Genomic DNA, 21,715 nt, shown 5'->3' on the forward strand with positions numbered 1-21,715 from the left:
GCACAACCGGCCGTCCCCGTCACCCGGCCGCTGCGCCGGCGTCGACCAGCGCGGACGTGGCGCGATGCACCCTCAGCGCTGCGCACCCCACAGATCACCCGCGTCGATCTCGCCGTAGCGCTTCTCGTTCTGTGTGGAGTCGTCGTCTGGTGGAGGTCGATCACCGATCTCCCGCTCCTGGCCGTGACCGACGTCGGCCTCGCGTCCGTCCTGCCGCCCGGGGCCTGGGGCGGGTTCGGCCTGGTCGGGCTGTCCTTCATGGTGGCGCTGCGTGGCGGACGGACGGGAGCGATCGTTCTGTCGCTGATGGCGACCGTGCTGGTACTTCATGGTCTGGGCGTGGTCGCCGAGCCAGAGATGCGGTTCCAGGTGGCGTGGCGCCATATCGGTATCGCCGACTACATCGTGAACCGGGGCGAGGTCGATCTGAACCTGGATGCCTACCAGAACTGGCCGGCGTTCTTCGCGCTGACCGCGTTCCTCTGGCAGGCGACCGGCGTCGGTGATCCGACAGCGGCGCTCACCTGGACGCCCGTCGCATACAACTTGCTGTACCTGGTGCCGCTAGTCGCCATCGGTCACCGGATGTTCCGCGACCGGACGGTCGTGTGGCTCGCCGCTTGGCTGTTCACCGTGAGCAACTGGATCGGGCAGGACTACTTCTCGCCGCAGGGGTGGTACCTGTTCATCTACCTGGTCGTCCTCGCCGTGCTGCTGGAGTGGTTCACCCCAGACGTCTCGACTTTCGGCAGTGCACGGGTGCTCGGTGTCTCCAGGCCACCGGTTCAGCACCGATCGTGGTGGCGGTCGTTGTGGTCGTCGGCGGCGCCGGCGCTCGGCAGCCCCGTCACGACCCCCGGCCGGAGGACCGCGTTGCTCGCGCTGGTGCTGCTGCTGTCCGCCGTGACGATCGCCGGTCACCAGCTGACGCCGTTCGCGCTGGTGCTCGGAACGGGCGCTGCATTCCTTGTGGGGTGGTCGCGCCTGAGGGCCCTCCCGTTCGTGGTCCTGCTCGGGACACTGGCATGGATCGGGTATGCCGCCGCCGCCTACGCCGCGGGACATCCCGAGACGTTCAACCAGGCCGGCGCGCTCTCGGCCATCTTCGAGCAGACGGTCGGGCAGCGTTTGAGCGGTTCGCCCGGACATGAGCTGATCGTCCAGCTCCGGCTGCTGGCAACCCTGGTTCTGTGGTTCCTGGCCGCGGTCGGTGTTTACCGCCTCGTCCGCAGTGGACGCCGGGATCTCGCCCGCGGGCTCGCCGTGCTCGCGCTGTCGGCCTTCCCGCTCCTTGCCGCGCAATCGTACGGCGGCGAGGCCCTCATGCGGATCGCATTCTTCGCGTTGCCGTTCATGGCGCTGCTCGCTGCAGTCGGCTTGGCCGGGCCGTCACCGTCGACAGCCCGTCGGAGTGCGCTGGCCCCCGCGCTCGTTGTCGGGCTCCTGCTTGTCATGGTGTTCCCGTTCACCCGGTATGGCAACGAGCGCATGGACTTCTTCATGCCCGACGAGGTGGTAGGTGTCCAGGAGATGTACCGCCTCACACCCCCCGGCTCGGTCATCACATCGGTGACCGGCGCGCTCCCGTGGCGGTCGATTCGATATGGCGACGACGACTACCGGCTGCTGGTCGATGGCAACCCGGTCGAGTCCACTCCGGATATCGGGCGTGAGGGCACCGTGGATATCGACATCCCAGACCGCGCGGTGCTCGCCGCGCAGGTCGCCTCACGCATGGCATCTGCTCCCGGACAGCGATCTGTGTTGCTCGTCAGCCGCGCCCAGGGCGCCGAACTGGACCTGATGGGGCCATACCCACCAGGAGCCGAGGACCGGCTGCTCGCGGCGCTGCGAACCTCGCCGGCGTTTCGGACGATCTATGCCAACGACAACGTCACAGTGTTCGAGCTGACGGGTGGGGCCCGCGCATGACCACATCGCTGAACGGACACCTCGGCTCCGCGAGCGCCCGCCCCCTGGCCCCGCGAGCACGAACCGTCGGGAATCGGGCGCCGCTGCTGCTCTCCCTTTTCGGCCTGCTCGTGGGCACGCTCGTCGTCGCCGACGTGCAGTCCCCGGTACGCGCGGCGTTCGTGTTCTTGTTCGTGCTCGTCGTGCCTGGACGAGCTGTCCTCGACTGCTGGGGCCTGGCAGGCGGGTGGCTCGGGGCCGCCCTGGTCGTCGCCACGAGTGTGTCGATCGCCACCGTCCTCGCGACCGCGCAGCTCTACCTCGGGCTCTGGTCACCGTCCGGCACCGTGCTGGCGCTGGTGCTCGTCACCGTTGTGGCGCAGATCGCGCGGTACTGGTCGTCCCAGCGGGACGAGGCGGTGCCCTCGTGAGCACCGTCATCGACATCGTGTTCGGGCCGGCGGGGGCGATTCCCGTTCTCGCGGTGATCGGCTTGCTCGTCATCCAGGAGTTCGCGCGGGAGCAGCGTCCGGTCACCGTCCCTCGATCGAGGTCGCCCGGTTCTGTTCTCACCATCTGGGCTGCGCTCGTCGCCTTCGGGATCCTCGCCCTCCGATTCTACGGGTTCTCATGACCCACGACGAACCAGCTCACGGTGTCCCACCCGTACGGTCGGAGAAAGGAACTCCCCGGTGAAAGCTCTCATTCTGGCGGCCGGGTACGGCCAGCGTATGCGCCCGCTCACGGAAAACCGCCACAAAACACTGCTCACGATCGGTGGACGCACGATCATCGACCGGATCCTGCACGGTCTCCGCCTGCACGGAATCACCGAAGTGTTCATCGTGACCGGCTATCGCGCCGAGGAGCTCGTCGAGCACGTCCGTGACAACCACCCGGACTTCGCGTTCACGTTCGTGCACAATGAGCGCTTCGACAAGACGAACAACATCTTCTCGATGGCGCTCGCGTTCGAGCAGATCACATTCGACTCCGATCTCCTGCTCATCGAGTCCGACCTGATCTACGAGCCGGCAGTGCTCGACCGGATCATGAAGTGCTCGTACGAGAACGTGGCGCTGGTCGACCGGTACCGGCCGGGGATGGATGGCACGGTCGTGGCCCTGACTGCGGACAATGTGGTGTCGAACGTGATCCCGCCGAGTCAGCAGCCGGCGAACTTCGACTTCAGCGACAAGTACAAGACCCTGAACATCTACAAGTTCTCGCGGGACTTCTGTGCCACCACGCTTCACCGCCTGTTGACCACCTACGCTCGCTTGATCGACGACAACTGCTACTACGAGATGGTCCTCGGCATGCTGGTCTACATGCAGCAGGCCGAGATTCATGGGGAGGTCATCGAGTCCGAGCTCTGGAGCGAGGTCGACGATCCGACCGATCTACGCCTGGCCGAGTTCAAGTTCACACCCTCGGCCCGCTACGGCATTCTCGAGTCCTCGTGGGGTGGCTCGTGGGATCTAGGAGTACTCGACTTCGCGTTCATCCGGAATATGTATTTCCCGACCCCGGCGATGTTCTCCGAGATGCGTTTCCACCTTCCGGAGCTGCTGCAGAACTACGGCTCGACCCAGACCGTGCTGAACACGAAGCTCTCGTGGGCGCTGCGCTGGCCGGACGGCCGGACCCATCTACTGTCCGGAGCGTCTCAGTGCTATCCGTGGCTGAAGACCTGGTTCGCCGGGAAGAAAGTTCTCACGCCGGAGCCCACGTTCGGTGAGTACACCCGGATATTCCCCGACGCCGACCGATACGCCGACGGTCCGGGCGTCGACTGGGCGGAGCTGGAGCGCAGAGCCAGTGCCGCCGAGGTCGTGGTGTTCGTCAATCCGAACAACCCCAGCGGTACGACGCTCAACAGCAACTGTATCGCCGAATTCGCACGGTCGAATCCGGACAAGGTGGTAATCGTCGACGAGTCGTTCATCGAATTCTCAGGCCAGCAGCCGTTGGCGGAGATCGTTCACCGCGAGGACATCATGAATGTCCTCATCATCAAGAGCCTGAGCAAGAGCCTGGGGGTCCCGGGCCTGCGGCTGGGCGCGCTGCTGACGCTCGACCCGGGGCTGACCGCCCGGATCGCCGACGAGACACCGATCTGGAGCGCGAACTCGATGGCCGAGAACTTCCTCGACATCATGCTCAAGCACCGTCCGGCGCTGCACCAGTCGTTCCGGCGCACCGTCGCTGACCGCGACGACCTCAGCGCGATACTCGCCCGGCTGCCGATCGTCGAGCAGGTGTTCCCGAGCGGGGCGAACTTCGTGCTCGCCCGCCTGACGACGTCGCCGCAGGTGACGGGCGAGCTGACTGCACGGCTGGTCGAGAAGCGCCTCATCCACGTCAAGGACGTGTCTCAGAAGTTCCGCACCGGCGACGGCTACTGGCGTGTGGCGGTACGGACACCGGCCGACCACGACCGGCTCCGCGACGCCGTCTCACAGCTGGCGCCCCGTCAATTCGATCACGCTGTGCCTGCGTCCGCCGCCACGAGCCCAGGAGGAATCATCCGATGAGCGTCGACAACCCACATCCGACCGCTCGGGAGCCCGCCGCCGGGACAGCGGTCAGACCCCCGCGACCGGGGCCGGCGGCTGCGCTGCGCGGGAAGGTCGAGATGTACCGCACGCTCATGTCCATTCCGGATAACGGCGCTGTCGGGACGTGGACGGTGCTGAGCCCGCTGGTGAGTCAGGCACCGAAGGCCCTGCCGCTGGTCGGTGACAGGTATCGGCGCCGGCGCAGCGCCCTCTACGAGCAGGACATGCGGCTGCTCAACGACGTGCTCGCGAGCAGCCCTCTCGCCGGGCGTTACTGGGTCTGGAGCGGCTTACTCCTCGGTTGGGCCCGCGAGGGTCGGGTTCTCTCCCACGACGTCGGCGATGCCGACCTGGGCGTAGAAGCCGAGGACGCCGATCTCTTGCTCCGGGCCGAGGAGCACCTCGTGGCCGCGGGCTTTCACCGCTGGTTCTGCTTCCGCAACCGGGCGGGCCGGCTGACACAGCGTGTCGTGGTCCGGCACGGGTTCCGGTTCGAGTTCTTCCTGATGGACAACGTGGGCGAAGGTCTGCAGGCGTTCCACGTGTACGGGCCCGGACGCTCGGGGCCGGTGGAGCTCGCCGGGCACCTCCCGAAGCAGGAGCTCGAGCCGTTCGAGTTCCTCGGGCGGAGGTGGATGAAGCCGCGAGATCATGAGCTGTGGCTGCGAACCTGCTACGGGGACTGGCGTACACCCGATCCTTCCTGGGGCATGTTCGACGACCGCAGCCTGGTGGCGCACCGGTCGTGGGTTCCCGGGGCCGACAGTGCCGGCTGACGCGTTGTGTCGACATCGGGGGAGGAGGTCATGGGGTCCCGTCTGACTCACGTCTCACAGGGCGCTGTGGATCGCTCGGCCGGTGCGCACACGGTCGACATCATGGAATCCGCCGCGGGACGCGGGCGTCATCGACGGCCAATGCGGGTCGGTCCCGCGGTCCGGCGGCGCCGGTGGCGGACCTGCGCTGCCGTCACCACCGCCGTCGCGCTACTGGTGGTCGTCGTGACGCTCTACGAGACACCGCCCCGGCCGGCTCAGGCCGTCGAGATCGGCACGGCGCTCACCGAGCGCAGCGTCGACGCCTGGAACCCTGAGCCGGCGACCAACCGTGCTAAGGACATCCTGCGCAACGTCACCGAGATGGCGAACCAGCACATCATGGGCTGGGGCGCGCTCAACCCGGCGCCTGCGCCCGGCGAGCGGTCGTGGGAGTCACTCGACGCTCGCGTCCGGCTGATGGACTCGACGGGCGTAACACCCGTGATCACGTTGTGCTGCGCACCGGACTGGATGAAGGGCGGCCGTCCCGGCGAGACCGACTGGAGCCGGATCGAGGTCGCCCCCGACCGCGCGCACTACGCCGATTTCGCCGAACTCGCGGTGGATGTCGCGCGCAGATACCCGCAGGTGCGCGACTTCGTCGTGTGGAATGAGCTCAAGGGCTTCTTCGACCCGACGAACAACAGGTGGGACATCGAGTCCTACACCGAGCTCTACAACACGGTCTACCGGGCGCTGAAGGCCTACGACCCCACGCTCTCCGTGGGTGGGCCATACGTGTCCATCGACAGCTGGTCCAACGCCGCTTCAGCGAGCGACCCATCGTCGATATCTGGCCCCTGGGGAACGCTCGACCAGCGCGTCCTCGACGCCGTCGACTACTGGCTGGCGCACGCGGACGGGGCCGACTTCATCGCGGTGGACGGTACCAACGCCACCAGGGACGAGGGACTGATCACCTCACCGGCCGCCTCGAACGGAAAGTTCTCGGCCACCACCCGCTGGCTGGTCTCACGTACCGACCTGCCGGTCTGGTGGATGGAGCTGTACCCGGACGTGCTGCCCCACGAGGATGCCCGCTCCACCTACGCCGCAGACGTGGCCCTCGATGCCATCCTGCGGATCGGCGACGCGGGCGGCGCCGCGATCTTCATCTGGCAGCCCGAGTCGGATCCTCGCTTCCACTCGGTCGCGTTGTGGGACTCCACCGCGACGCCGGACGGCGGCCGACCCGAGCCACTGGTGAGCCGGTTGCAGGAGCTACAGGAGATCTGGTCGTCGGGTTCTGCGGTGCGCTATCGCTGGGAGAACGACCGCCTAGTCCTCAACCCGGTGCAGCCGTGACCACCCCGGCATCCGCGAGCACCCGCACCGGGGCGCACGAGAGGAGCCCGACGTGACGGGGGCGTTGGCCACGGTCCGCGAACGCTTGCTGCCCCGGGATCCGATGCAACGCAGCGCCGTGGCGCTCGCTGCCAACACCGGCGTCACGTCCGTGCTCGGGTTCCTGTACTGGGTCGTCGCCGCGCGCTACTACAGCCCGGCGATCGTCGGCGAGTCGGCGGCGCTGATCTCGGCGATGGTGTTGATGGCCAGCATCGCCGAGCTCAACCTCTTCAACACACTGATCCGGTTCCTGCCGACGGCCGGCTCGAACACACGGCGCTATACGCTCCGCGCCTATCTGACGGTTGCCGGAGCGGGGACTCTCGTCGTGCTCGCTGCGCTGCCGTTCTTGCAGAAGTTTGCGCTGGTTCGCGACCTGGCGCATTACGGTCCGGCCGGTGTCGCTTTCGTCGTCGCAGCGCTTCTGGTGTGGACGCTGTTCGCATTGGCGGACAGCGTGGCGATCGGAGCGCGGGCGGCCGTATGGGTACCGGTGGAGAATGGCCTGTTCGGGGTGGCCAAGCTGGTACTGCTGTTTACGTTCGCCGCCGCGATGCCCCGCTTCGGCGTGTTCTGGTCCTGGTTCCTGGCGATGATCCCGGTGCTCGTCGCGATGAACGTGCTGCTGTTCTCGCGCCTGCTTCCTCGCCACGCGCGGGAGTCGGCGGGCCAATCCGAGCGGGTCTCGCGACGGGACGTCGCCGCATTCATGACGCTGGACAACATCGCGCTGCTGGGGTCCACTGCCGCGAACTACGTACTCCCGGTGATGGTCGCCGTGCTGGCGGGCAACGAGGCCAACGGCTACTTCTTCGTCGCGTGGGGTGTCGCGACAGTGCTCGAGGTCGCGCTGGTCAACGTGGCGGCCTCCCTCACCGTCGAGGGTGCTCGCCAACGGGAGCGGCTCGGCGAGATGGTCTCGACGCTGCTGCGACGGACGACCGTCCTCGCCGTCCCGCTCGTGCTGGTCCTGCTTCTCACCGCACCAATGATCATGTCGCTGTACGGGGACGCGTACGTCGCGAACTCCACCGACCTGCTGCGCGTGGTCGTGCTCGCGGCGCTGCCCCGAATCCTGATCGTGGTGTGGATGAGCCTCAATCGGGTGCGGCAACGCCTGGGCCAGATCCTGGCCGTGCAGGCCGTGATCACCGGGTCGGTGCTCGGCCTATCGTGGGCACTCCTTCCAGGTTACGGGATCATGGCCGTCGGCGTCGCGCACCTCGCCGTGCAGTGCGTGGTCGCGCTGGCGCTCGTGCCGTCGGTGTTGCGCGTGGTCCGCGGTCGCGGCTGACCATCCGATAGACGGCGCTGATGGTTCGTCAAGCTCCGAGGGCTCGGGTTCGTGTCCATGACCGGCGCCGTCGACACCGCATCGACACCGAATACTCAAAGCGGCTGAAGCGTCGGAGCGTCGACCCGTCGTAGCCTCGATGCGCGCGGGTGGGGTTGCCGTCGGCGTGTTCGGCGCGAGGGGGTCGAACACACCTCAGCGGTAGGGCTGGGGCGGTCGAGCTTCACGAAAGATCTGATGCTCCAGCTCTGTTAGAGCGTGTTTGAGAAGATCAAGTCGCGGGTGTGATCATGTACTTCTGTTGCCGGGCGGCCGGGGTGCCGCGGGCGAGGCGGCGGGTGATGGTGTTGATCGCCGCCCAGCGGATCATGGCCTCGGACACGGCGGGGTCGCGTTCGTAGTCTCGGGCCAGACGCCGGTGCGCGGTGAGCCAGGCCAGGGTCCGCTCGACCGCCCACCTGCGCGGCAGGACGGCGAATCCGCGCTGCTCAGGCGGTTTGCGGACGACCTCGACCGTGGTCCGCAGGATCGAGGTGGCCCAGTCGAGCAGGCGGCCGGCGAACCCGGCGTCGGCGAACACGAAGCGCACCCTCGTGCGCAGGTAGAGGTCGAGCAGGATCGACTTGGCGCCGTCGCGGTCCTGGACCGACGCCGAGCACACCATCGTCGTCAAGAGCAGGCCGAGGGTGTCGGTGATGATGAACCGCTTCCGACCGTTGACCTTCTTTCCGGCGTCGTATCCACGTGTGTCCTGTCCGACGGTGTCGGCGCCGCGCACGGACTGGGAGTCGATGATGCCCGCGCTCGGCTCCGGGTCGCGGCCCTCGTCGGCGCGCAGCTGTCCGCGTACGACCGGCAGGATCTGTTCGGTGACCTTCTGCTGCTCCCATCGGTTGAAGTACCAGTACACGGTCTGCCATGGCGGGAAGTCCGCAGGCAGAGCACGCCATGCGCACCCCGCGCGCACCACGTAGAGGATCGCGTCGACCACGTCCCGGCGTGGATGCTTCTCCGGCCGCCCACCCGATCCGGCCTCGGGCAGGAGCGGCTCGATCAACGCCCACTGGGCATCGCTGGTGTCCGAGGGATACCGCCGCTTACGCCGAGCCACCCATCCACGATGGACCACACCGGCGCCCGGACCACGCAGACACGCCGGCCTTCTCAAACACGCTCTTAGGTGCTCGGTCAGCTCAACCGTTGTGTCGAGCAGCACGGCAGTGCGTACCTGATCATGGGTCCAGCCTGCGGCGAGTGCACACTCGATAAACATCATCTCCTGCTGTTGAGCCAGACGACGCGAGCTGTCGATGAACCACGGCCACAGGCGTAGCGCTTCAGCCGATTCCGTTCCGGGTGGCCCTCGTCGAATGGCCAGGCGCGCGGCGAGGACGACCGCGACCTGCGGATCGACATGCTGTGCTACGTCGATGCCAACTTCGGCGACGATCCAATGCCACAGATCCGCAGGTACATTTCCCGGCCGACGTGGCAACGAGTCCGCATCCTCGAGCACAGACACCTCCGAAACAACAGGCTCAGCGGGCCGCAATCATGTGATACCGCCTCGGATACCCAAACGAGCGCCTGCACGGACGGGGCACACATCCAGCGGTTCGACACCCGGTCGCCGACGTCGGGCGGTGGCTCCCATCGCGGATCGTCGAATCGGGCGCGTTCGACATCTGCGTGCTGACGACTGCCGCGGTCGATAGCGTGGCTGCGGGGACTGTCGGCGCTCGACAATTTGTGAGCTCGGGGGCGATGGCGCCGGGACGGAATTGCGTCGCCTGCTCCTACGGCTCGGCATGGATCAGACGACCAGCAGGCCGCCCGCGACGGCGACCGCCACGGCGCTTGCCACGATAATGGCGGCACGGCCGTACCGGGTGTTCCGCGGTAGTGATCGCAGGGGAAACACGAGCTGGCGTGCGAGTACGTAGGCCGCAAGTGTGGCGACGAACAGGGCGCCGACCGGCGCCGGTCGTGCTGACCAAGCCACTGTTGCGGCCGCCAGTCCGATCCCGGCAGCGGCGCTTGCTTCGATCAACTGCGCAGGGACTCGTCGCATCCCGAGGCGGCGATCAGACGACCACAGACCCCAGCGCGACGCTGTCGGTCGCCCAGCGCAGCAGCCCCCGAACCAGCATCCGAGCCGGCCGATGCCTGCACCGATGACGAGCGCGGGAGCGCTCAGATCGAGGACAGCGAGGACCGGCACCTCGCCGACGACGCTACCGATGATCATCGTTGCCATCGCGGCGAGCACGAACCCCTGCAGGCACATGCCCGTCCACCGAGCCGGCCCTGTGCGTGGCCGATCTCGGTGTTCGACCAGGTAGTAGACCCTGGCGCCGACGAGCCCGACGAGGCAAGCGAGCAACGACGTGCTCAGCACCGCCACCATCGGCAAACCGCTGCGCAGCACCAACGCCGACTGCAAACCCAGGGCCACGACCGCACCGAGGCCAACCAGCCCCGGCCAGGAGCCCAAGCGTGTCCCGGGCGCCTTCGCCGAGACGACCGGGGCGTAGCCGGTGCGGCCGGACGCGGTGACAGACGAGGCCCGTCGCAGGTCTGCGGGCCCCGCGACGATGGAGGCTGTCACGTCCCATTCGCCGGAAGGGATGTTCTCGACACGGTGGGTGAGCGTGATGGGCCCGGCGTTGGGCAGGACCGGGTCGATGACGTCGTGTGTGGTGAAGGTGTCTGGCGCCCCGGCGGTCGAGGAGCGGTGAACGCCGTCGAACTGGACCGTGACCGGTCCGGCCGCACCGCTGGACGGGGCGCGGAAGGTGTAGCTCAGGCCTAAGAGCGTGTTTGAGAAGAGTCGGAGTGTCTGCGTCGCTGGGGCTGCGCACTGGTCCATCGTGGACAGGTGGCTCGACGTAAGCGGCGGTACCCCTCGGACACCAGCGACGAGCAGTGGGCGCTGATCGAGCCTCTGCTACCCGAGGCGGGGTCGGGTGGGCGGCCGGAGAAGCACCCGCGACGTGACGTGGTCGACGCGATCCTCTATGTCGTGCGCGCCGGATGTGCGTGGCGGGCTCTACCAGCGGACTTCCCGCCCTGGCAGACCGTCTACTGGTACTTCAACCGGTGGGAACAGCAGAAGGTCACCGAACAAATCCTCCCGGTCGTGCGCCGACAGCTACGCGCCGACGAAGGCCGCGACCCCGAGCCCAGCGCAGGGATCATCGACTCGCAGAGCGTCAAGGGCGCCGACACCGTCGGCCAGGAGACCCGCGGTTACGACGCCGGGAAGAAGATCAACGGGCGGAAGCGGTTCATCGTCACCGACACCCTCGGGCTGCTGTTGACGACCATGGTGTGCTCGGCGTCGGTACAGGACCGCGACGGCGCCAAGTCCATCCTGCTCGACCTCTACCTGCGCACCCGCGTGCGGTTCGTCTACGCCGACGCCGGGTTCGCCGGACGCCTCCTGGAGTGGGCGACCACGATCCTTCGCAGCACCGTCGAGGTCGTCCGCAAACCGCCTGAGCAGCGTGGATTCGCCGTTCTTCCCCGTCGGTGGGTGGTCGAGCGGACCCTGGCCTGGCTCACGGCCCACCGGCGACTGGCCCGAGACTACGAACGCCACCCCGCCGTCTCCGAGGCCATGATCCGCTGGGCGGCGATCAACACCATCACTCGCCGCATCGTCCGCGGCAAGCCGGCTGCCCGCCAGCAGAAGTACGTCTGCACGCCCGCAACCTGATCTTCTCAAACACACTCTAACGCCTGGGGGTCTGCGTCACGCAGTTCTTCGCACCCGACTCTCGTGACCTCGAGCGCGCTGGGCCCGCGGCTCCGACTGCCGTCGTCGACGTCGAGTGCGGCTGCTCCTGAGTCGCGGGCGGCCTCGGCACCACTGCCGTCGGTCGCCTTCGGCGCTGCTACCTGACGGCGGCGCGGGCCGCCTGTCGACGGCCGGACCGAGTTGATCAGCTCGGACGACGGAGCAACGCTGCGAGAGCGGGAGCCAGCAGCCAGGTCGACCGTCGTCGCCGCAGCCCGACCGGGCTGCTTCGCCCGCCGAGCGGCACGACGCTTCTGTTTACGTCCCATGCTGATCACGCCTCCAAGCCAAACTCCTACGTACCATAGTAGTTCGCAGTGCGCGCGGACGTGAGAGCGGAGAAGTCGAGGGCGTTGACCGCGGTGCGTGGCGTCGAGCACCTGCTCGAAGACCGCATCGTTCGGTCCTACCCGCCTGCAGTGCGCCGCGACACCGTCTACTACGCTCCGTAGGAATACGCTGGTATGGGGACATCATTTCGCTGCGCTGCCGAGGGGTGGTGCTGCCCGTGTTGCCGGCGCCGACCACAGTGCACACAGAGGAGTACTCGGCGATGGACGCGGCCGACATGCCGTCGAAGGATCCTGTGGACTGTCCACGGAGTCAGCCAGGCCAGGGGGCTCGGCGATGAACCACGACGCTGGGAGCAACGGTCGGCGCAGTGCTACCACCTGGAGTCGTCGGCGATTCTTGGGCACCACCGGCGGTGTTGGAGCGGGCCTGCTGCTGACCGGCTGTGGCGAGTCGGTGGCGAGCCCCCGGACCGTCGCGCTGACCGATCGCATCGGTCCGGGCGGTCTAGAGGTCGAGGCTGCCGAGCAGGCGCGGCGAGCCACCGCTGGCCGAACTCTGGCACGCACTCTGCAGGCACAGCCCAGCACGGTCGACATCGGCGGACGCACGGTGTCGACGTGGACCTACAACGGCGCTCTGCCCGGCCCGGAGATCCGTGCTCGGGTGGGAGATACGCTGAAGGTGCGCCTGGAGAACCAGCTACCCCAGCCGACAACCGTCCACTGGCACGGTATTGCCCTGCGCAATGACATGGATGGCGTCCCCGTGTTGACCCAGCCCCAGATCCCCTCCGGCGGCTCGTTCGAGTATCTCTTCACGCTGCCTCATGCGGGTACCTACATGTTCCACCCGCACGTCGGTACCCAGCTCGACCGTGGCTTGTATGCACCACTCATCATCGACGACCCGGCTGAGCCCGGAGACTATGACCTCGAGCACGTCGTGATCTTCGACGATTGGATTGACGGCACTGGACAAAATCCCGACCAGGTTCTGGCCGGCCTGCTCCGCAACGGCATGGGCGGGATGGCGGGTATGGGCGGGGACCATGGTGGGATGCAGATGCCGACGTCGTCCGTCCTCGGCGGGGATGCCGGCGACACCATCTATCCGCACTATGTCGCCAACGGCCGCACACGTTCCGCGCCGACCACCCTCGACGTCCGTCCCGGTCAACGTGTGCGCTTCCGGATGATCAATATGGGCGGCGACACAGCTTTCCGTGTCGGAGTTCCTGGTGCTCCAATGACGGTGACCCACACCGACGGATTTCCCGTCGCCCCCACCGACGCTGAGGCAGTGGTGATCGGAATGGGCGAGCGAATCGACGCTGTCGTCACCATTCCCGAGGCCCCGGCCGCGCTGATCGGGATCGCCGAAGGCAAGAACGACCATGCTGCGGTGACGCTGTCGACTCCACAGAACTCGCCGGTGGACACCAGCGCTGCGGCCTCCGCCCTGGCGTCCAGGTCAGCGGTTCTGTCACAGACCTTCGCTTCCGCCGAGCCGGTAACGCTACAGCGGCGCCCCCCCGATGTGGTGCACGATCTGGTGCTGGCCGGCCCCGGGGCCCTCTACGACTGGACGATCAACGGCGAACGATACGATCCGGCTCGCGGCCTGCCAATCTCAAGTGGTCAACGTGTGCGCCTTCGCATGGTCAACACGACCACGATGTTCCATCCGATGCATCTACATGGGCACACCTTCCAAGTAGTCGGCCCCGACGGTCGGGGTCCCCGAAAAGACACTGTGTTGGTGCTGCCCAACCAGACTGTCGATGTGGACTTCGATGCGGACAATCCCGGTCAATGGCTGACGCACTGCCATAATATCTACCACGGAGAAGCGGGCATGATGACCGTCGTCTCTTACGTCGCCTGACTGGACCGTGAGTATCTCGGCAGGCACGTGCAAGTCCAAGCGCCTGCCCATTCGTCCGTCAAGAAAAAACTTGGTCCGCCGAGCAACCACTATGGGTCGCCGAGCGTCATAGCAACTGAGCCCCTACTCCTGGTCTCAGAAAAGAGGGATCCATGACGCGCTACTTTCGTAACGGCACCAAGTTGACGACACTCGCCGCCACTGCCGCGGCTGCACTCGTAGTGGTCGTGACTGCAGGTAGCGCCGGCGCCGATGCGGCGCCCGATTCGAACACCGTGGCCACCCAGGCACATCAAGAGCCTGCCGCTCCTGGTACACCGTGTTCGGTCTCCACCCGCGCCTGCGTCGATCTCGAATCACAACAGGCCTGGCTCATCGGTGACGGGAAGGTGATCCGCGGGCCGGTACGCATCGCTTCCGGTGGAGCCGGGCAGGAATCCCCAATCGGGCACTCGTTCCGAGTGTACCGCAAGGAAAAGGACCACGTAAGCGGCGAGTTCAACGGTCCGGACGGCCGTCCTGCACCGATGCCGTTCTCGGTGTTCTTCGCAGACGGCGGCGTCGCCTTCCACGGTGGAGACCGTTCCCGGTCATCTGCGGGATGCATCAAGCTCGAGCTCGGGGACGCCGAGGCCTGGTTCAATGAGTTGCAGACCGGGGACAAGGTGCAAGTGGTCAACGCGTCCGAGGAAAACAAGGAGCGTGCACGGGCGCGCCAAACCGCAGGAGTCTGACCAGAGTAGCCGCACCATTGCTGGGGAGCGCCTTAAACGTCCGCAGGACGGACAAATCGTCGGCTGCTGCCCGAAACGGACAGCCGACGGTCGTACCTGTATAAACCGTACGCCCCGCAGCCGTCCGACACGTGCTACGTCAGCTATGACGGCTCGATCAGTGCTGTCCGGTCAGACACCGTGCTGACCGGACAGCACCGGTCCATACGGGGTCTATCCGGTTCGAGGGGAGTCACGCGGACCTCGGGCCCGTGCCTGTTCCAACGCATTGTCGGGTCAGCGATCCGGTCTGCGCGATCGTCGGGCGCTCATGACAGTTCAGCCCAGAAATCGATAAAAGACGGCTGCGTTAACGGTGCGCACGGGAGCGCCGAGAACGGCGCATCAACACGGCTACCGACCAGATTGCTCCGAATAGAACCACCGCAGCAATCCCGGCTCCACGTAGATCAATATCATCCAGGAAGGTGAGAGTTTCGGTGGAAGCGTCAAGCTGGTCACGAAGCAGGCCGGCCAGTACGATGGTTCCCACGACAAGAGCCACGACGGCCGAGAGCGCCGTCACGGTTAAATTGTAGGCGAGTTTCCGCATCGGATCTGTGAACGACCAGCCGTAGGCCCAGGGGGTCGGCAAAGTCGCGGTGAGTGGGTGCTGAGCTGCGACGACACGCGGTCGAGGTAGGGGTGCGGGCACGACCCTGGTGGTGATCATGGCGGTTCTCACGCCAGCCTTGATCATCGGAAGAGAGCCGTGCCCGCGCCTGCATCATTGTCGATCGCTGCCGTCGCCGATCAGGTGGGCGGGGTGGAGCTACCCGATCCGGTCGCGCTGGCTCCGAGACTGACCGATGCCCTGGCCGGGGTGGTTGACCCGCGCCGGCGTCGGGGGGTTCGACATGGGCTGGTCGTGGTGCTCACGGCCGCGGTGTGCGCGGTCGCGGCCGGGGCGCGCTCGTTCGTCGCGGTTGCCGAGTGGGTCGCCGACCTGCCGGTCGAGGTGGCTGCCGTGCTCGGGACCGACGTCCGATGCCCGTCGGAGTCGACGATTCGCCGGATCCTGGGCCAGGTTGACGCCGACCGGTTCGACGCCGCGATCGGCGCGTTCGTGCAGCGCCTGTGCGCGGCGACCGAGCCGGTCGGGCGGCGCCGGGTGCTGGCGGTGGACGGCAAGACCGTGCGCGGCTCACGAGGCCCCGCCGGTCCGGCTCGTCATCTGTTCGCGGTGATCGACCAGCAGACCCGGGTCGTGCTCGGTCAGCGCCAGGCGAACGCAGTCGCGGGCAAGGGCAGCGAGATCACCGCGTTCGCCCCGCTGCTCGACACCCTGCACGGCCTGGACCTGGCCGGGGTGGTGATCACCGCGGACGCGCTGCACACCCAGCGCGAGCACGTCGAGTACCTCGCCGGCCGTGGAGCGCACTGGGTGCTCACGGTCAAGGGCAACCAGCCCCGGCTACGCCGCCAGCTCGCCGGGCTCCCGTGGCGCGGCGTCGAGCCCGACCACCGCAGCGTCGAGACCGCGCACGGACGCCGGGAGATCCGCACGCTCAGGGTCGTCACCATCGCGGCCGGGATCGAGTTCCCGCACGCCCGTCAAGCCGTGCAGCTCATCCGCAAGACCCGCCCGGCCAACACCCGATCAGGCCGGAGGGCACGCTGGCGCACCGAGACCGTCTATGCGATCACCGACCTCGGTCCGCACCAGGCCCGTCCCGAGGAGCTCACCGGCTGGATCCGCGGACACTGGCAGATCGAGAACGGGCTGCACTGGGTCCGCGACGTGACCTTCGCTGAAGATCTCTCCACCGTGCGCACCGGTGCCGCACCGCAGGTCATGGCTGCGCTACGGAACCTGGCGATCAGCCTGCACCGTCTGGCCGGCGCCACCAACATCGCCGCCGCACTACGACATCACAGCCGCGACGCACTGCGGCCCCTCCAGCTCCTCAAGATCATCTGACTTTGCCGACCCCCTGGCCGTAGGCCCGAGCCATGAATGTGCCGTCCGCGGTGTCGCACAGAGCCATACCAGCGGCGAATAGGACAGGTAGCGCCAGAATCGCGTACCACGGCACCGTCCAGGCTGCTGGGCGTCCGGAGGGGCCGCAGGCGTGAGGACGACCCGCACCATCCGCTCGCCGACGTCCCTTCGGAGTCGGTGCGGTGGTGGTCGCTAGCATGTGGGCCAGTCGGCCCCAACCGCCGACGATCCAGGGCAGGGAGCGCGGTGTGACGACGTCGATTCTGCTGGTCGCCGGAGCCCTACTGACCGCCACGTTCGCACCACGTGTTCTGACGCGTCTGGAGTCGACCAACAGCGACCCGCTGTGCTTGCTGTGGCTATGGTGGTCGATGGTCCTCGGCAACCTCACCAGCGCCGGTCTCGCAGTCGCCGTGCTGCTCATACCCGGCCATGCCGGGCCCGCACCGGTGATGTGGTTGGTAGAGCAGTGCCGCATGATCTTGCGCCTGACCAGTGCACACCAGGACACGGGCGTGGGGGTCGGCCTGCTGGGGGCACTGACACTTCTCACCTTCCGCTTTGGGCAGCGCGTCCGGCGCGGGACCGTGGCCAGCCGCGATCGCTCGACCATGACCATGCAGACGCTCGATCTGCTCGGACATCGTGAGCATGATGTGTTGTGGGTGAAACATGCCGGCGCGGTTGCTTTCAGCGTGGGTGGTCGGGCCAATGCGATTGTTGCGACCACGGGGCTACGCACCAGGTTGACGGTGGCTGAGGTCGATGCGGTACTGGAACACGAGCGGGCGCACCTGGCGGGCCGCCACCACCTGCACGTCGTTCTCGCCGACGCCGTGGGAGCCGTCGCCCGATTCGTGCCGCTGTATCGGCAACTACCCGTCGCGGTCAGGCGTCTGGTCGAGTTGGTCGCAGACGAAGAAGCCGCCCGGGTCAGCGGGCGGTCCGTCCTGCGGGACGCGCTGCTGAAGGTCGCCGCCGCATCGGCGATGGCAGCACCGCCACGAGCGCTGTACGCGTCGGAGACGGCCGTGGAAGCTCGATTGCGACGCCTGTCGTCGAATCCTCGGCAGCGCAGTTGGGTGCTACGAACAGCAGGTCGGGTCACCGTGGCCGTCGGTGGCGTGGCGTCATCGACGGTCGCTGCTGGCGTTACCACGGTGGCGCTGCTTCTCGCCTGTGTGTGGGGCGTCTAGCGGTGGCCTCTGGAGCCCCGGTTGCGCCGTGCCGATCAGGTGTGGTCGTCGTCGGTGAGTGCTTGCCGCAGGACCTCCTGTTCTCGGTCCGAGGACAGTCCCACGAAATGAAGCAGCGCCGCGTCGACCTCGTCGGCTGAGCGCAGCAGCGAATGCAGTAGCCGTGCCGCGGTCTGCTCCCTGCTGGTCGAGGCGATGTAGGCGAAACCACGACCCGACCGCTGGCGGCGGGCCCATCCCTTACGGACCAGCTTCTCGAGCACCGTTTGCACCGTGGTGTAGGCCAACGGCCGATCGGCGTCGCTGAGGGTCGCCAGCACGTCCCGCACGAGTTGCGGGGATTCGGCGTCCCAGAGGGCGTCGAGAACGGCGCGCTCCAAGTTGCCGAGTCCGATGGAGACGTGCGCCGCTGCAGGATCAGTGTTCACTCGGCCCCGCCTCTCCCATCGCCTGCCTACCACTGCCGCAGCACGTGCTGACCGTCCTGGTGACGACGGTTCAGGATAGCCGCCCACAGCGTGGGCTCGATCGCCACGCGCGATGGGCTTCCCGGAGAGAAGTATGGAAGACGAGCTACGCACCAGGTGCGTAGGAGGCACGATCAGATCGCGCGTCCTCGGAATCGGCGCAGCCGCAGGCTGTTGCCGACGACGAAGACCGAGCTGACCGCCATGGCCGCGCTGGCGGTCATCGGGTTGAGCAGGTCTCCGCCCCCCGGACGCCGGTGGTCAAGTCCCGTGGCCTGGTGCGTTCGCCTGGCGCGGGCCGACCGCTGGCACCGCCCGGGTCCGCTGACCGCCGGCGGACGCTGCCGACGCCACCGAGGATCGGTCGTCGCGGCGAACAACGCCAGGTTCGGGCGTTTTCGAGGACCTGTCGACGGATCCTGAAGATTCAGGATCCGTTGACAGGACCCAGCGCAGGTGGTGGCCCTGGCACATGTCCTTGCTGCGGGCCACACGCGAACAGCTCTCGACTCGGTAGACCCCGCCGCCGAACACCGGATCGTCGGCCTCGAACACGAGCTCCTCGACCCGGAGCTAGGGCCGGATCGCGCCCAGTGGCTGCTCCAGCAACGTCGGGCGCCAGCCGGGCTGGCGCCCTCACAGCTGCGCCACGCTGCCACTGTGGGTGAGCCCGCCTGCTCGAGTGTCTGTCCGGCGTCGGAGACGCTGAGGTGGCCGTCGACCTCGACCGTGGTGGTCACCGAGGGGTGCCCGAGCAGTCGGCTTACCACCTCCACCTGGTCGAGTCGGAGGGTGGCGGCGTCCTTCGTGCGGCCTCGGACGCCGGCCCGCCGGCCCGTGTCCGCGACGTCCTACGCCGCGCTGCACGCTGCCGCCGACGAGGTCAGTGAAGGCGCGCTCGACGCTCGACGTGCTGGTCACCACGCTTCTGTCGCTCCTCAGCCGATCATGAATCGTGATGTGGACGAGGCGATGAGCGGCCACGGGTTCGTTCGGACTGCGAGCGGAAGGGAGCCGGGGGCCGCCGTCCAGTCGGTCACCGCTGTCGTGGCACTGGGTTGGGGCGCCGATCCTTGATCATCACCAACGTGATCAGTAGGCCGGTCGACATGATGCCGGCCGAGACAAGGAATCCGAGTGACCAGCCCTGCGTGATTGCATTGCGGGACGGACCCGCGTCCTCGGGCGTCAGGCTCGCGGTGCGGGCGGTGCTGACGGCGGTGAGGACCGCAAGTCCGATCGCCCCGCCGACCTGCTGCCCTGCGTTGAACAAGGCCGCGGCGACGCCGCTGTCCCGGGGTGCGGCCGAGCCGACGGCCGTCGTGGTGAGTGCCACGAAGGCGAGTCCGAGGCCGCATCCGGCGAGGACGAAGGCGGGCAGCAGCGTGCTCAGGTAGGTGCTGTCAGGTGCGATGCGGGACAGGCTCGCGAGCGCGGCGGTGACGAGCAGCGCCGAGGCGACGAGCAGTGATCGCGCGCCGGTGCGGGCGAGCAGCTTGCCCGCGACGGTCGAGGCGACCGCGATGGCGGCCGTCATCGGTAGGAAGGCCAGTCCGACGGCCACCGGCTCGTAGCCGAGGGTGCCGCCCATGAACAGGCTGAGGAAATAGAACAATGCATAGATCGCGGCGCCGAGGATGAGCCCGACCAGGTTTCCGCCGAGCACCGTCGGGTTGCGGATCAGTCGCAGGGGAACCAGCGCGTGCGGGCGCACAGCCTGCACCCGCGCGAACGCGAGCAGAGCCAAAACCGACAGGACCAGAACGAGCAGCGCCGGCACCGACGTCCAACCCGACTCGGCAGCCTGCACGAGCCCGTAGACGAGTCCGGCGAGCCCGGCGGTGGCGAGCACACCGCCCGCGAGGTCGAACCGCTCGGTCTGCTCGGGAGCGCTGTCGGGCAGGACGACCCTGGCACTGACCACGGCGATCGCGGCGATCGGAACGTTGACCCAGAACACCCACTCCCACGACAGCGCCTCGGTCAGGATCCCGCCGAGGATCAGCCCGACGGCGGTGCCGCTGGCGGACACTCCTCCCCACACGCCCAATGCCAGGTTCCGGTCGCGGCCGGGCGGGAACACCGTCATCAGCAGGGCGAGGGCGGCGGGCGCCAGCACGGCCGCGGCGAGGCCTTGCATCACCCGGCCGCCGAACAGCACGACGGCGGTCTCGGCCAGTCCGGCGAGTAGCGATCCGGTGCCGAACACCGTGGCGCCGACGATGAACGTGCGGCGGTGGCCGACACGGTCGGCGAGCCGCCCGCCCAGCAGCAGGAAGCCCCCGAACGCGAGCACATACCCGGTGACCACCCAGTGCAGGGCGGTGGGGGCGAGATCGAGGTCGTCCTGCATGTCGGTGAGCGCGACGTTGACGATCGTCGCGTCCAGCACGATGAGCAGCTGGCTTCCGGCCAGCACCGCGAGTGCGACCCATCGCCGGGTGCTCCTACCGGATGCCGCTACGGGCGGGGCCATCTGTCTCCTTCACGAGTTCGACTCAACGACCGTAGAGCGGACGTCGTCTTCGGTCAACGCCTGTAGAGTGAGTGTCGTGAGTGGCGATGCGGGGCCTACGACGAGGGCCGAGCGAAGACGACGCAGCGAGACGGTGATCCGCGACGCGGCCGGGGCGCTGTTCGCCGAGCACGGCTACGAGCGCACGACCATCCGCGCGGTGGCGGATCGGGCTGGGGTGGATCCCGCGCTGGTCATGCAGAACTTCGGCAGCAAGGAGGCGCTGTTCGCCGCGGCCGCGCGGTGGAGTACTCCGCTCGAGGAGCTCGTCGCGGCTTCACGTACCGAGCTGCCGCAGGCCGCCCTGGACCACGTTCTCGATACTTTCGAGGATCCCGAGCGGCGTGCGGCGGCGGAGGCGCTGCTGCGGAGCTGCCTCACTCACCCTGCGGCGCAGGCGGTACTACGCGACCAGGTGATGGGCGCCGCGCAGCAACGAGTCGCCTCCACGATCGGCGGGCCGGATGCCGCCCTGCGCGCCGCATTGCTGAATGCGTGCGTGCTGGGACTGACGATCAGCCGCTACCTGGTGGAGGTACCTGCGGTGGCGGATGCCACGGCTACCGACCTCGAACGCGTCCTGCGGCCCGCCCTCGAGCAGCTCGTCGAGCCGACATGAATCGTGCTGAGGAAGGGACTCAAGTCCGTTCGATCGGCGCGGGACACCGTCGATGAAGGTCGATCGATCGCAACGGACACTGAGCTGATGCGCCATGCGGCGGGCTCTTGCCCACCGGGGCGTGCAGCAGGTGGTGGCGGCGCTGTTCTGCAATTCTGGCTGCCGGAATTGTCAGCCTCGCGCTGCTGGGCGGTCGGGGCCAGTTGACGCCCTTACATCATCACGAGCGTCGATGGCCTCGCGTGGACGGCCTCGACAGCCGGCGCAGCCTGCTCGCGCTGACCGGCCTGTTGCC

The 21,715-nt window shown here is 67.6% G+C and carries 18 protein-coding genes and 1 pseudogene; 13 read left to right on the top strand and 6 right to left on the bottom strand.

The window, feature by feature from the left end; all coding sequences use genetic code 11:
* The first annotated feature begins 183 nt into the window (after nucleotides 1–183).
* The 7 genes from Pdca_RS33920 to Pdca_RS33950 all read left to right on the top strand — a co-directional run bounded on the left by Pdca_RS33920 (nucleotide 184) and on the right by Pdca_RS33950 (nucleotide 7,931).
* Nucleotides 184–1,932: a hypothetical protein gene (locus Pdca_RS33920; RefSeq protein ID WP_085916780.1), complete on the top strand. Its 1,749-nt coding sequence runs from the start codon at nucleotides 184–186 to the stop codon at nucleotides 1,930–1,932.
* Nucleotides 1,929–2,342, top strand: a complete 414-nt coding sequence (locus tag Pdca_RS33925) for a hypothetical protein (protein ID WP_085916781.1) — start codon at nucleotides 1,929–1,931, stop codon at nucleotides 2,340–2,342. The genes Pdca_RS33920 and Pdca_RS33925 overlap by 4 nt, the downstream gene beginning before the upstream one ends.
* Complete coding sequence (locus tag Pdca_RS33930) at nucleotides 2,339–2,545, top strand: hypothetical protein (RefSeq protein WP_085916782.1); 207 nt, start codon at nucleotides 2,339–2,341, stop codon at nucleotides 2,543–2,545. Before Pdca_RS33925 ends, Pdca_RS33930 begins: the two co-directional genes overlap by 4 nt.
* 58 nt (nucleotides 2,546–2,603) lie before the next feature.
* A complete protein-coding gene (locus tag Pdca_RS33935) occupies nucleotides 2,604–4,448 on the top strand; it encodes an aminotransferase class I/II-fold pyridoxal phosphate-dependent enzyme (protein WP_125911703.1) in 1,845 nt (614 codons plus the stop codon).
* A 116-nt stretch (nucleotides 4,449–4,564) separates the two neighbouring features.
* Nucleotides 4,565–5,248: a hypothetical protein gene (locus Pdca_RS33940; RefSeq protein ID WP_125911704.1), complete on the top strand. Its 684-nt coding sequence runs from the start codon at nucleotides 4,565–4,567 to the stop codon at nucleotides 5,246–5,248.
* 141 nt (nucleotides 5,249–5,389) lie between these two features.
* Nucleotides 5,390–6,595, top strand: a complete 1,206-nt coding sequence (locus tag Pdca_RS33945; protein WP_085916785.1) for a GH39 family glycosyl hydrolase — start codon at nucleotides 5,390–5,392, stop codon at nucleotides 6,593–6,595.
* A gap of 52 nt (nucleotides 6,596–6,647) precedes the next feature.
* Entirely contained in the window at nucleotides 6,648–7,931 is a 1,284-nt protein-coding gene (locus Pdca_RS33950; RefSeq protein WP_085916786.1) for a lipopolysaccharide biosynthesis protein, read from the top strand.
* A gap of 271 nt (nucleotides 7,932–8,202) precedes the next feature.
* Here the strand turns inward: Pdca_RS33950 and Pdca_RS33955 are convergent, their stop codons facing one another.
* Nucleotides 8,203–9,060, bottom strand: a complete 858-nt coding sequence (locus Pdca_RS33955; protein ID WP_125911238.1) for an IS5 family transposase — start codon at nucleotides 9,058–9,060, stop codon at nucleotides 8,203–8,205.
* 684 nt (nucleotides 9,061–9,744) lie between these two features.
* The gene (locus tag Pdca_RS33960; RefSeq protein WP_125911706.1) at nucleotides 9,745–10,800 is read right to left on the bottom strand and encodes a prolipoprotein diacylglyceryl transferase family protein; all 1,056 of its coding nucleotides are present in this window, start codon (nucleotides 10,798–10,800) and stop codon (nucleotides 9,745–9,747) included.
* Nucleotides 10,801–10,809: 9 nt separating this feature from the next.
* Between Pdca_RS33960 and Pdca_RS33965 the strand changes: the two genes are divergently transcribed.
* The 3 genes from Pdca_RS33965 to Pdca_RS33975 all read left to right on the top strand — a co-directional run bounded on the left by Pdca_RS33965 (nucleotide 10,810) and on the right by Pdca_RS33975 (nucleotide 14,642).
* Nucleotides 10,810–11,649 (top strand): IS5 family transposase, encoded by an 840-nt coding sequence (locus Pdca_RS33965; protein ID WP_232021791.1) that lies wholly within the window; start codon nucleotides 10,810–10,812, stop codon nucleotides 11,647–11,649.
* Between the two features lie 708 nt (nucleotides 11,650–12,357).
* Complete coding sequence (locus Pdca_RS33970; protein ID WP_085916903.1) at nucleotides 12,358–13,908, top strand: multicopper oxidase family protein; 1,551 nt, start codon at nucleotides 12,358–12,360, stop codon at nucleotides 13,906–13,908.
* 152 nt (nucleotides 13,909–14,060) lie between these two features.
* Complete coding sequence (locus Pdca_RS33975; protein WP_085916904.1) at nucleotides 14,061–14,642, top strand: L,D-transpeptidase; 582 nt, start codon at nucleotides 14,061–14,063, stop codon at nucleotides 14,640–14,642.
* Between the two features lie 349 nt (nucleotides 14,643–14,991).
* Here the strand turns inward: Pdca_RS33975 and Pdca_RS37880 are convergent, their stop codons facing one another.
* Nucleotides 14,992–15,381: a HoxN/HupN/NixA family nickel/cobalt transporter gene (locus Pdca_RS37880; RefSeq protein WP_125911707.1), complete on the bottom strand. Its 390-nt coding sequence runs from the start codon at nucleotides 15,379–15,381 to the stop codon at nucleotides 14,992–14,994.
* 12 nt (nucleotides 15,382–15,393) lie between these two features.
* Here Pdca_RS37880 and Pdca_RS33985 point away from each other — a divergent pair, with 12 nt between their 5' ends.
* The gene (locus Pdca_RS33985) at nucleotides 15,394–16,602 is read left to right on the top strand and encodes an ISAs1 family transposase (protein WP_197719823.1); all 1,209 of its coding nucleotides are present in this window, start codon (nucleotides 15,394–15,396) and stop codon (nucleotides 16,600–16,602) included.
* Between the two features lie 16 nt (nucleotides 16,603–16,618).
* Here Pdca_RS33985 and Pdca_RS33990 read toward each other — a convergent pair.
* Nucleotides 16,619–16,741: pseudogene (locus Pdca_RS33990) on the bottom strand (HoxN/HupN/NixA family nickel/cobalt transporter); the annotation flags it as partial.
* Nucleotides 16,742–16,871: 130 nt separating this feature from the next.
* Here Pdca_RS33990 and Pdca_RS33995 point away from each other — a divergent pair.
* Nucleotides 16,872–17,819: a M56 family metallopeptidase gene (locus Pdca_RS33995; protein WP_085916789.1), complete on the top strand. Its 948-nt coding sequence runs from the start codon at nucleotides 16,872–16,874 to the stop codon at nucleotides 17,817–17,819.
* Nucleotides 17,820–17,854: 35 nt separating this feature from the next.
* On the opposite strand, the gene Pdca_RS34000 is transcribed toward Pdca_RS33995, so the two are convergent.
* On the bottom strand, nucleotides 17,855–18,247 hold the full coding sequence (locus tag Pdca_RS34000) for a BlaI/MecI/CopY family transcriptional regulator (RefSeq protein ID WP_232021794.1): 393 nt from the start codon (nucleotides 18,245–18,247) through the stop codon (nucleotides 17,855–17,857).
* A gap of 1,075 nt (nucleotides 18,248–19,322) precedes the next feature.
* A complete protein-coding gene (locus Pdca_RS34005; protein ID WP_085916791.1) occupies nucleotides 19,323–20,762 on the bottom strand; it encodes an MFS transporter in 1,440 nt (479 codons plus the stop codon).
* A gap of 133 nt (nucleotides 20,763–20,895) precedes the next feature.
* On the opposite strand from Pdca_RS34005, the gene Pdca_RS34010 reads away from it, so the two are divergent.
* Nucleotides 20,896–21,420 (top strand): TetR/AcrR family transcriptional regulator, encoded by a 525-nt coding sequence (locus Pdca_RS34010; protein WP_208115282.1) that lies wholly within the window; start codon nucleotides 20,896–20,898, stop codon nucleotides 21,418–21,420.
* Nucleotides 21,421–21,715: the final 295 nt, after the last annotated feature.

This window comes from Pseudonocardia autotrophica, from assembly GCF_003945385.1.
Lineage (GTDB): Bacteria > Actinomycetota > Actinomycetes > Mycobacteriales > Pseudonocardiaceae > Pseudonocardia > Pseudonocardia autotrophica.

Bases quoted from the DNA above. Each gene is read 5' to 3' on its own strand.
- Pdca_RS33925 (WP_085916781.1), top strand. From the start codon at position 1,929: ATGACCACATCGCTGAACGGACACCTCGGCTCCGCGAGCGCCCGCCCC.
- Pdca_RS33940 (WP_125911704.1), top strand. From the start codon at position 4,565: ATGTCCATTCCGGATAACGGCGCTGTCGGGACGTGGACGGTGCTGAGC.
- Pdca_RS33945 (WP_085916785.1), top strand. From the start codon at position 5,390: ATGCGGGTCGGTCCCGCGGTCCGGCGGCGCCGGTGGCGGACCTGCGCT.
- Pdca_RS33960 (WP_125911706.1), bottom strand. From the start codon at position 10,800: ATGGACCAGTGCGCAGCCCCAGCGACGCAGACACTCCGACTCTTCTCA.
- Pdca_RS33970 (WP_085916903.1), top strand. From the start codon at position 12,358: ATGAACCACGACGCTGGGAGCAACGGTCGGCGCAGTGCTACCACCTGG.
- Pdca_RS33975 (WP_085916904.1), top strand. From the start codon at position 14,061: ATGACGCGCTACTTTCGTAACGGCACCAAGTTGACGACACTCGCCGCC.
- Pdca_RS37880 (WP_125911707.1), bottom strand. From the start codon at position 15,381: ATGATCAAGGCTGGCGTGAGAACCGCCATGATCACCACCAGGGTCGTG.
- Pdca_RS34005 (WP_085916791.1), bottom strand. From the start codon at position 20,762: ATGGCCCCGCCCGTAGCGGCATCCGGTAGGAGCACCCGGCGATGGGTC.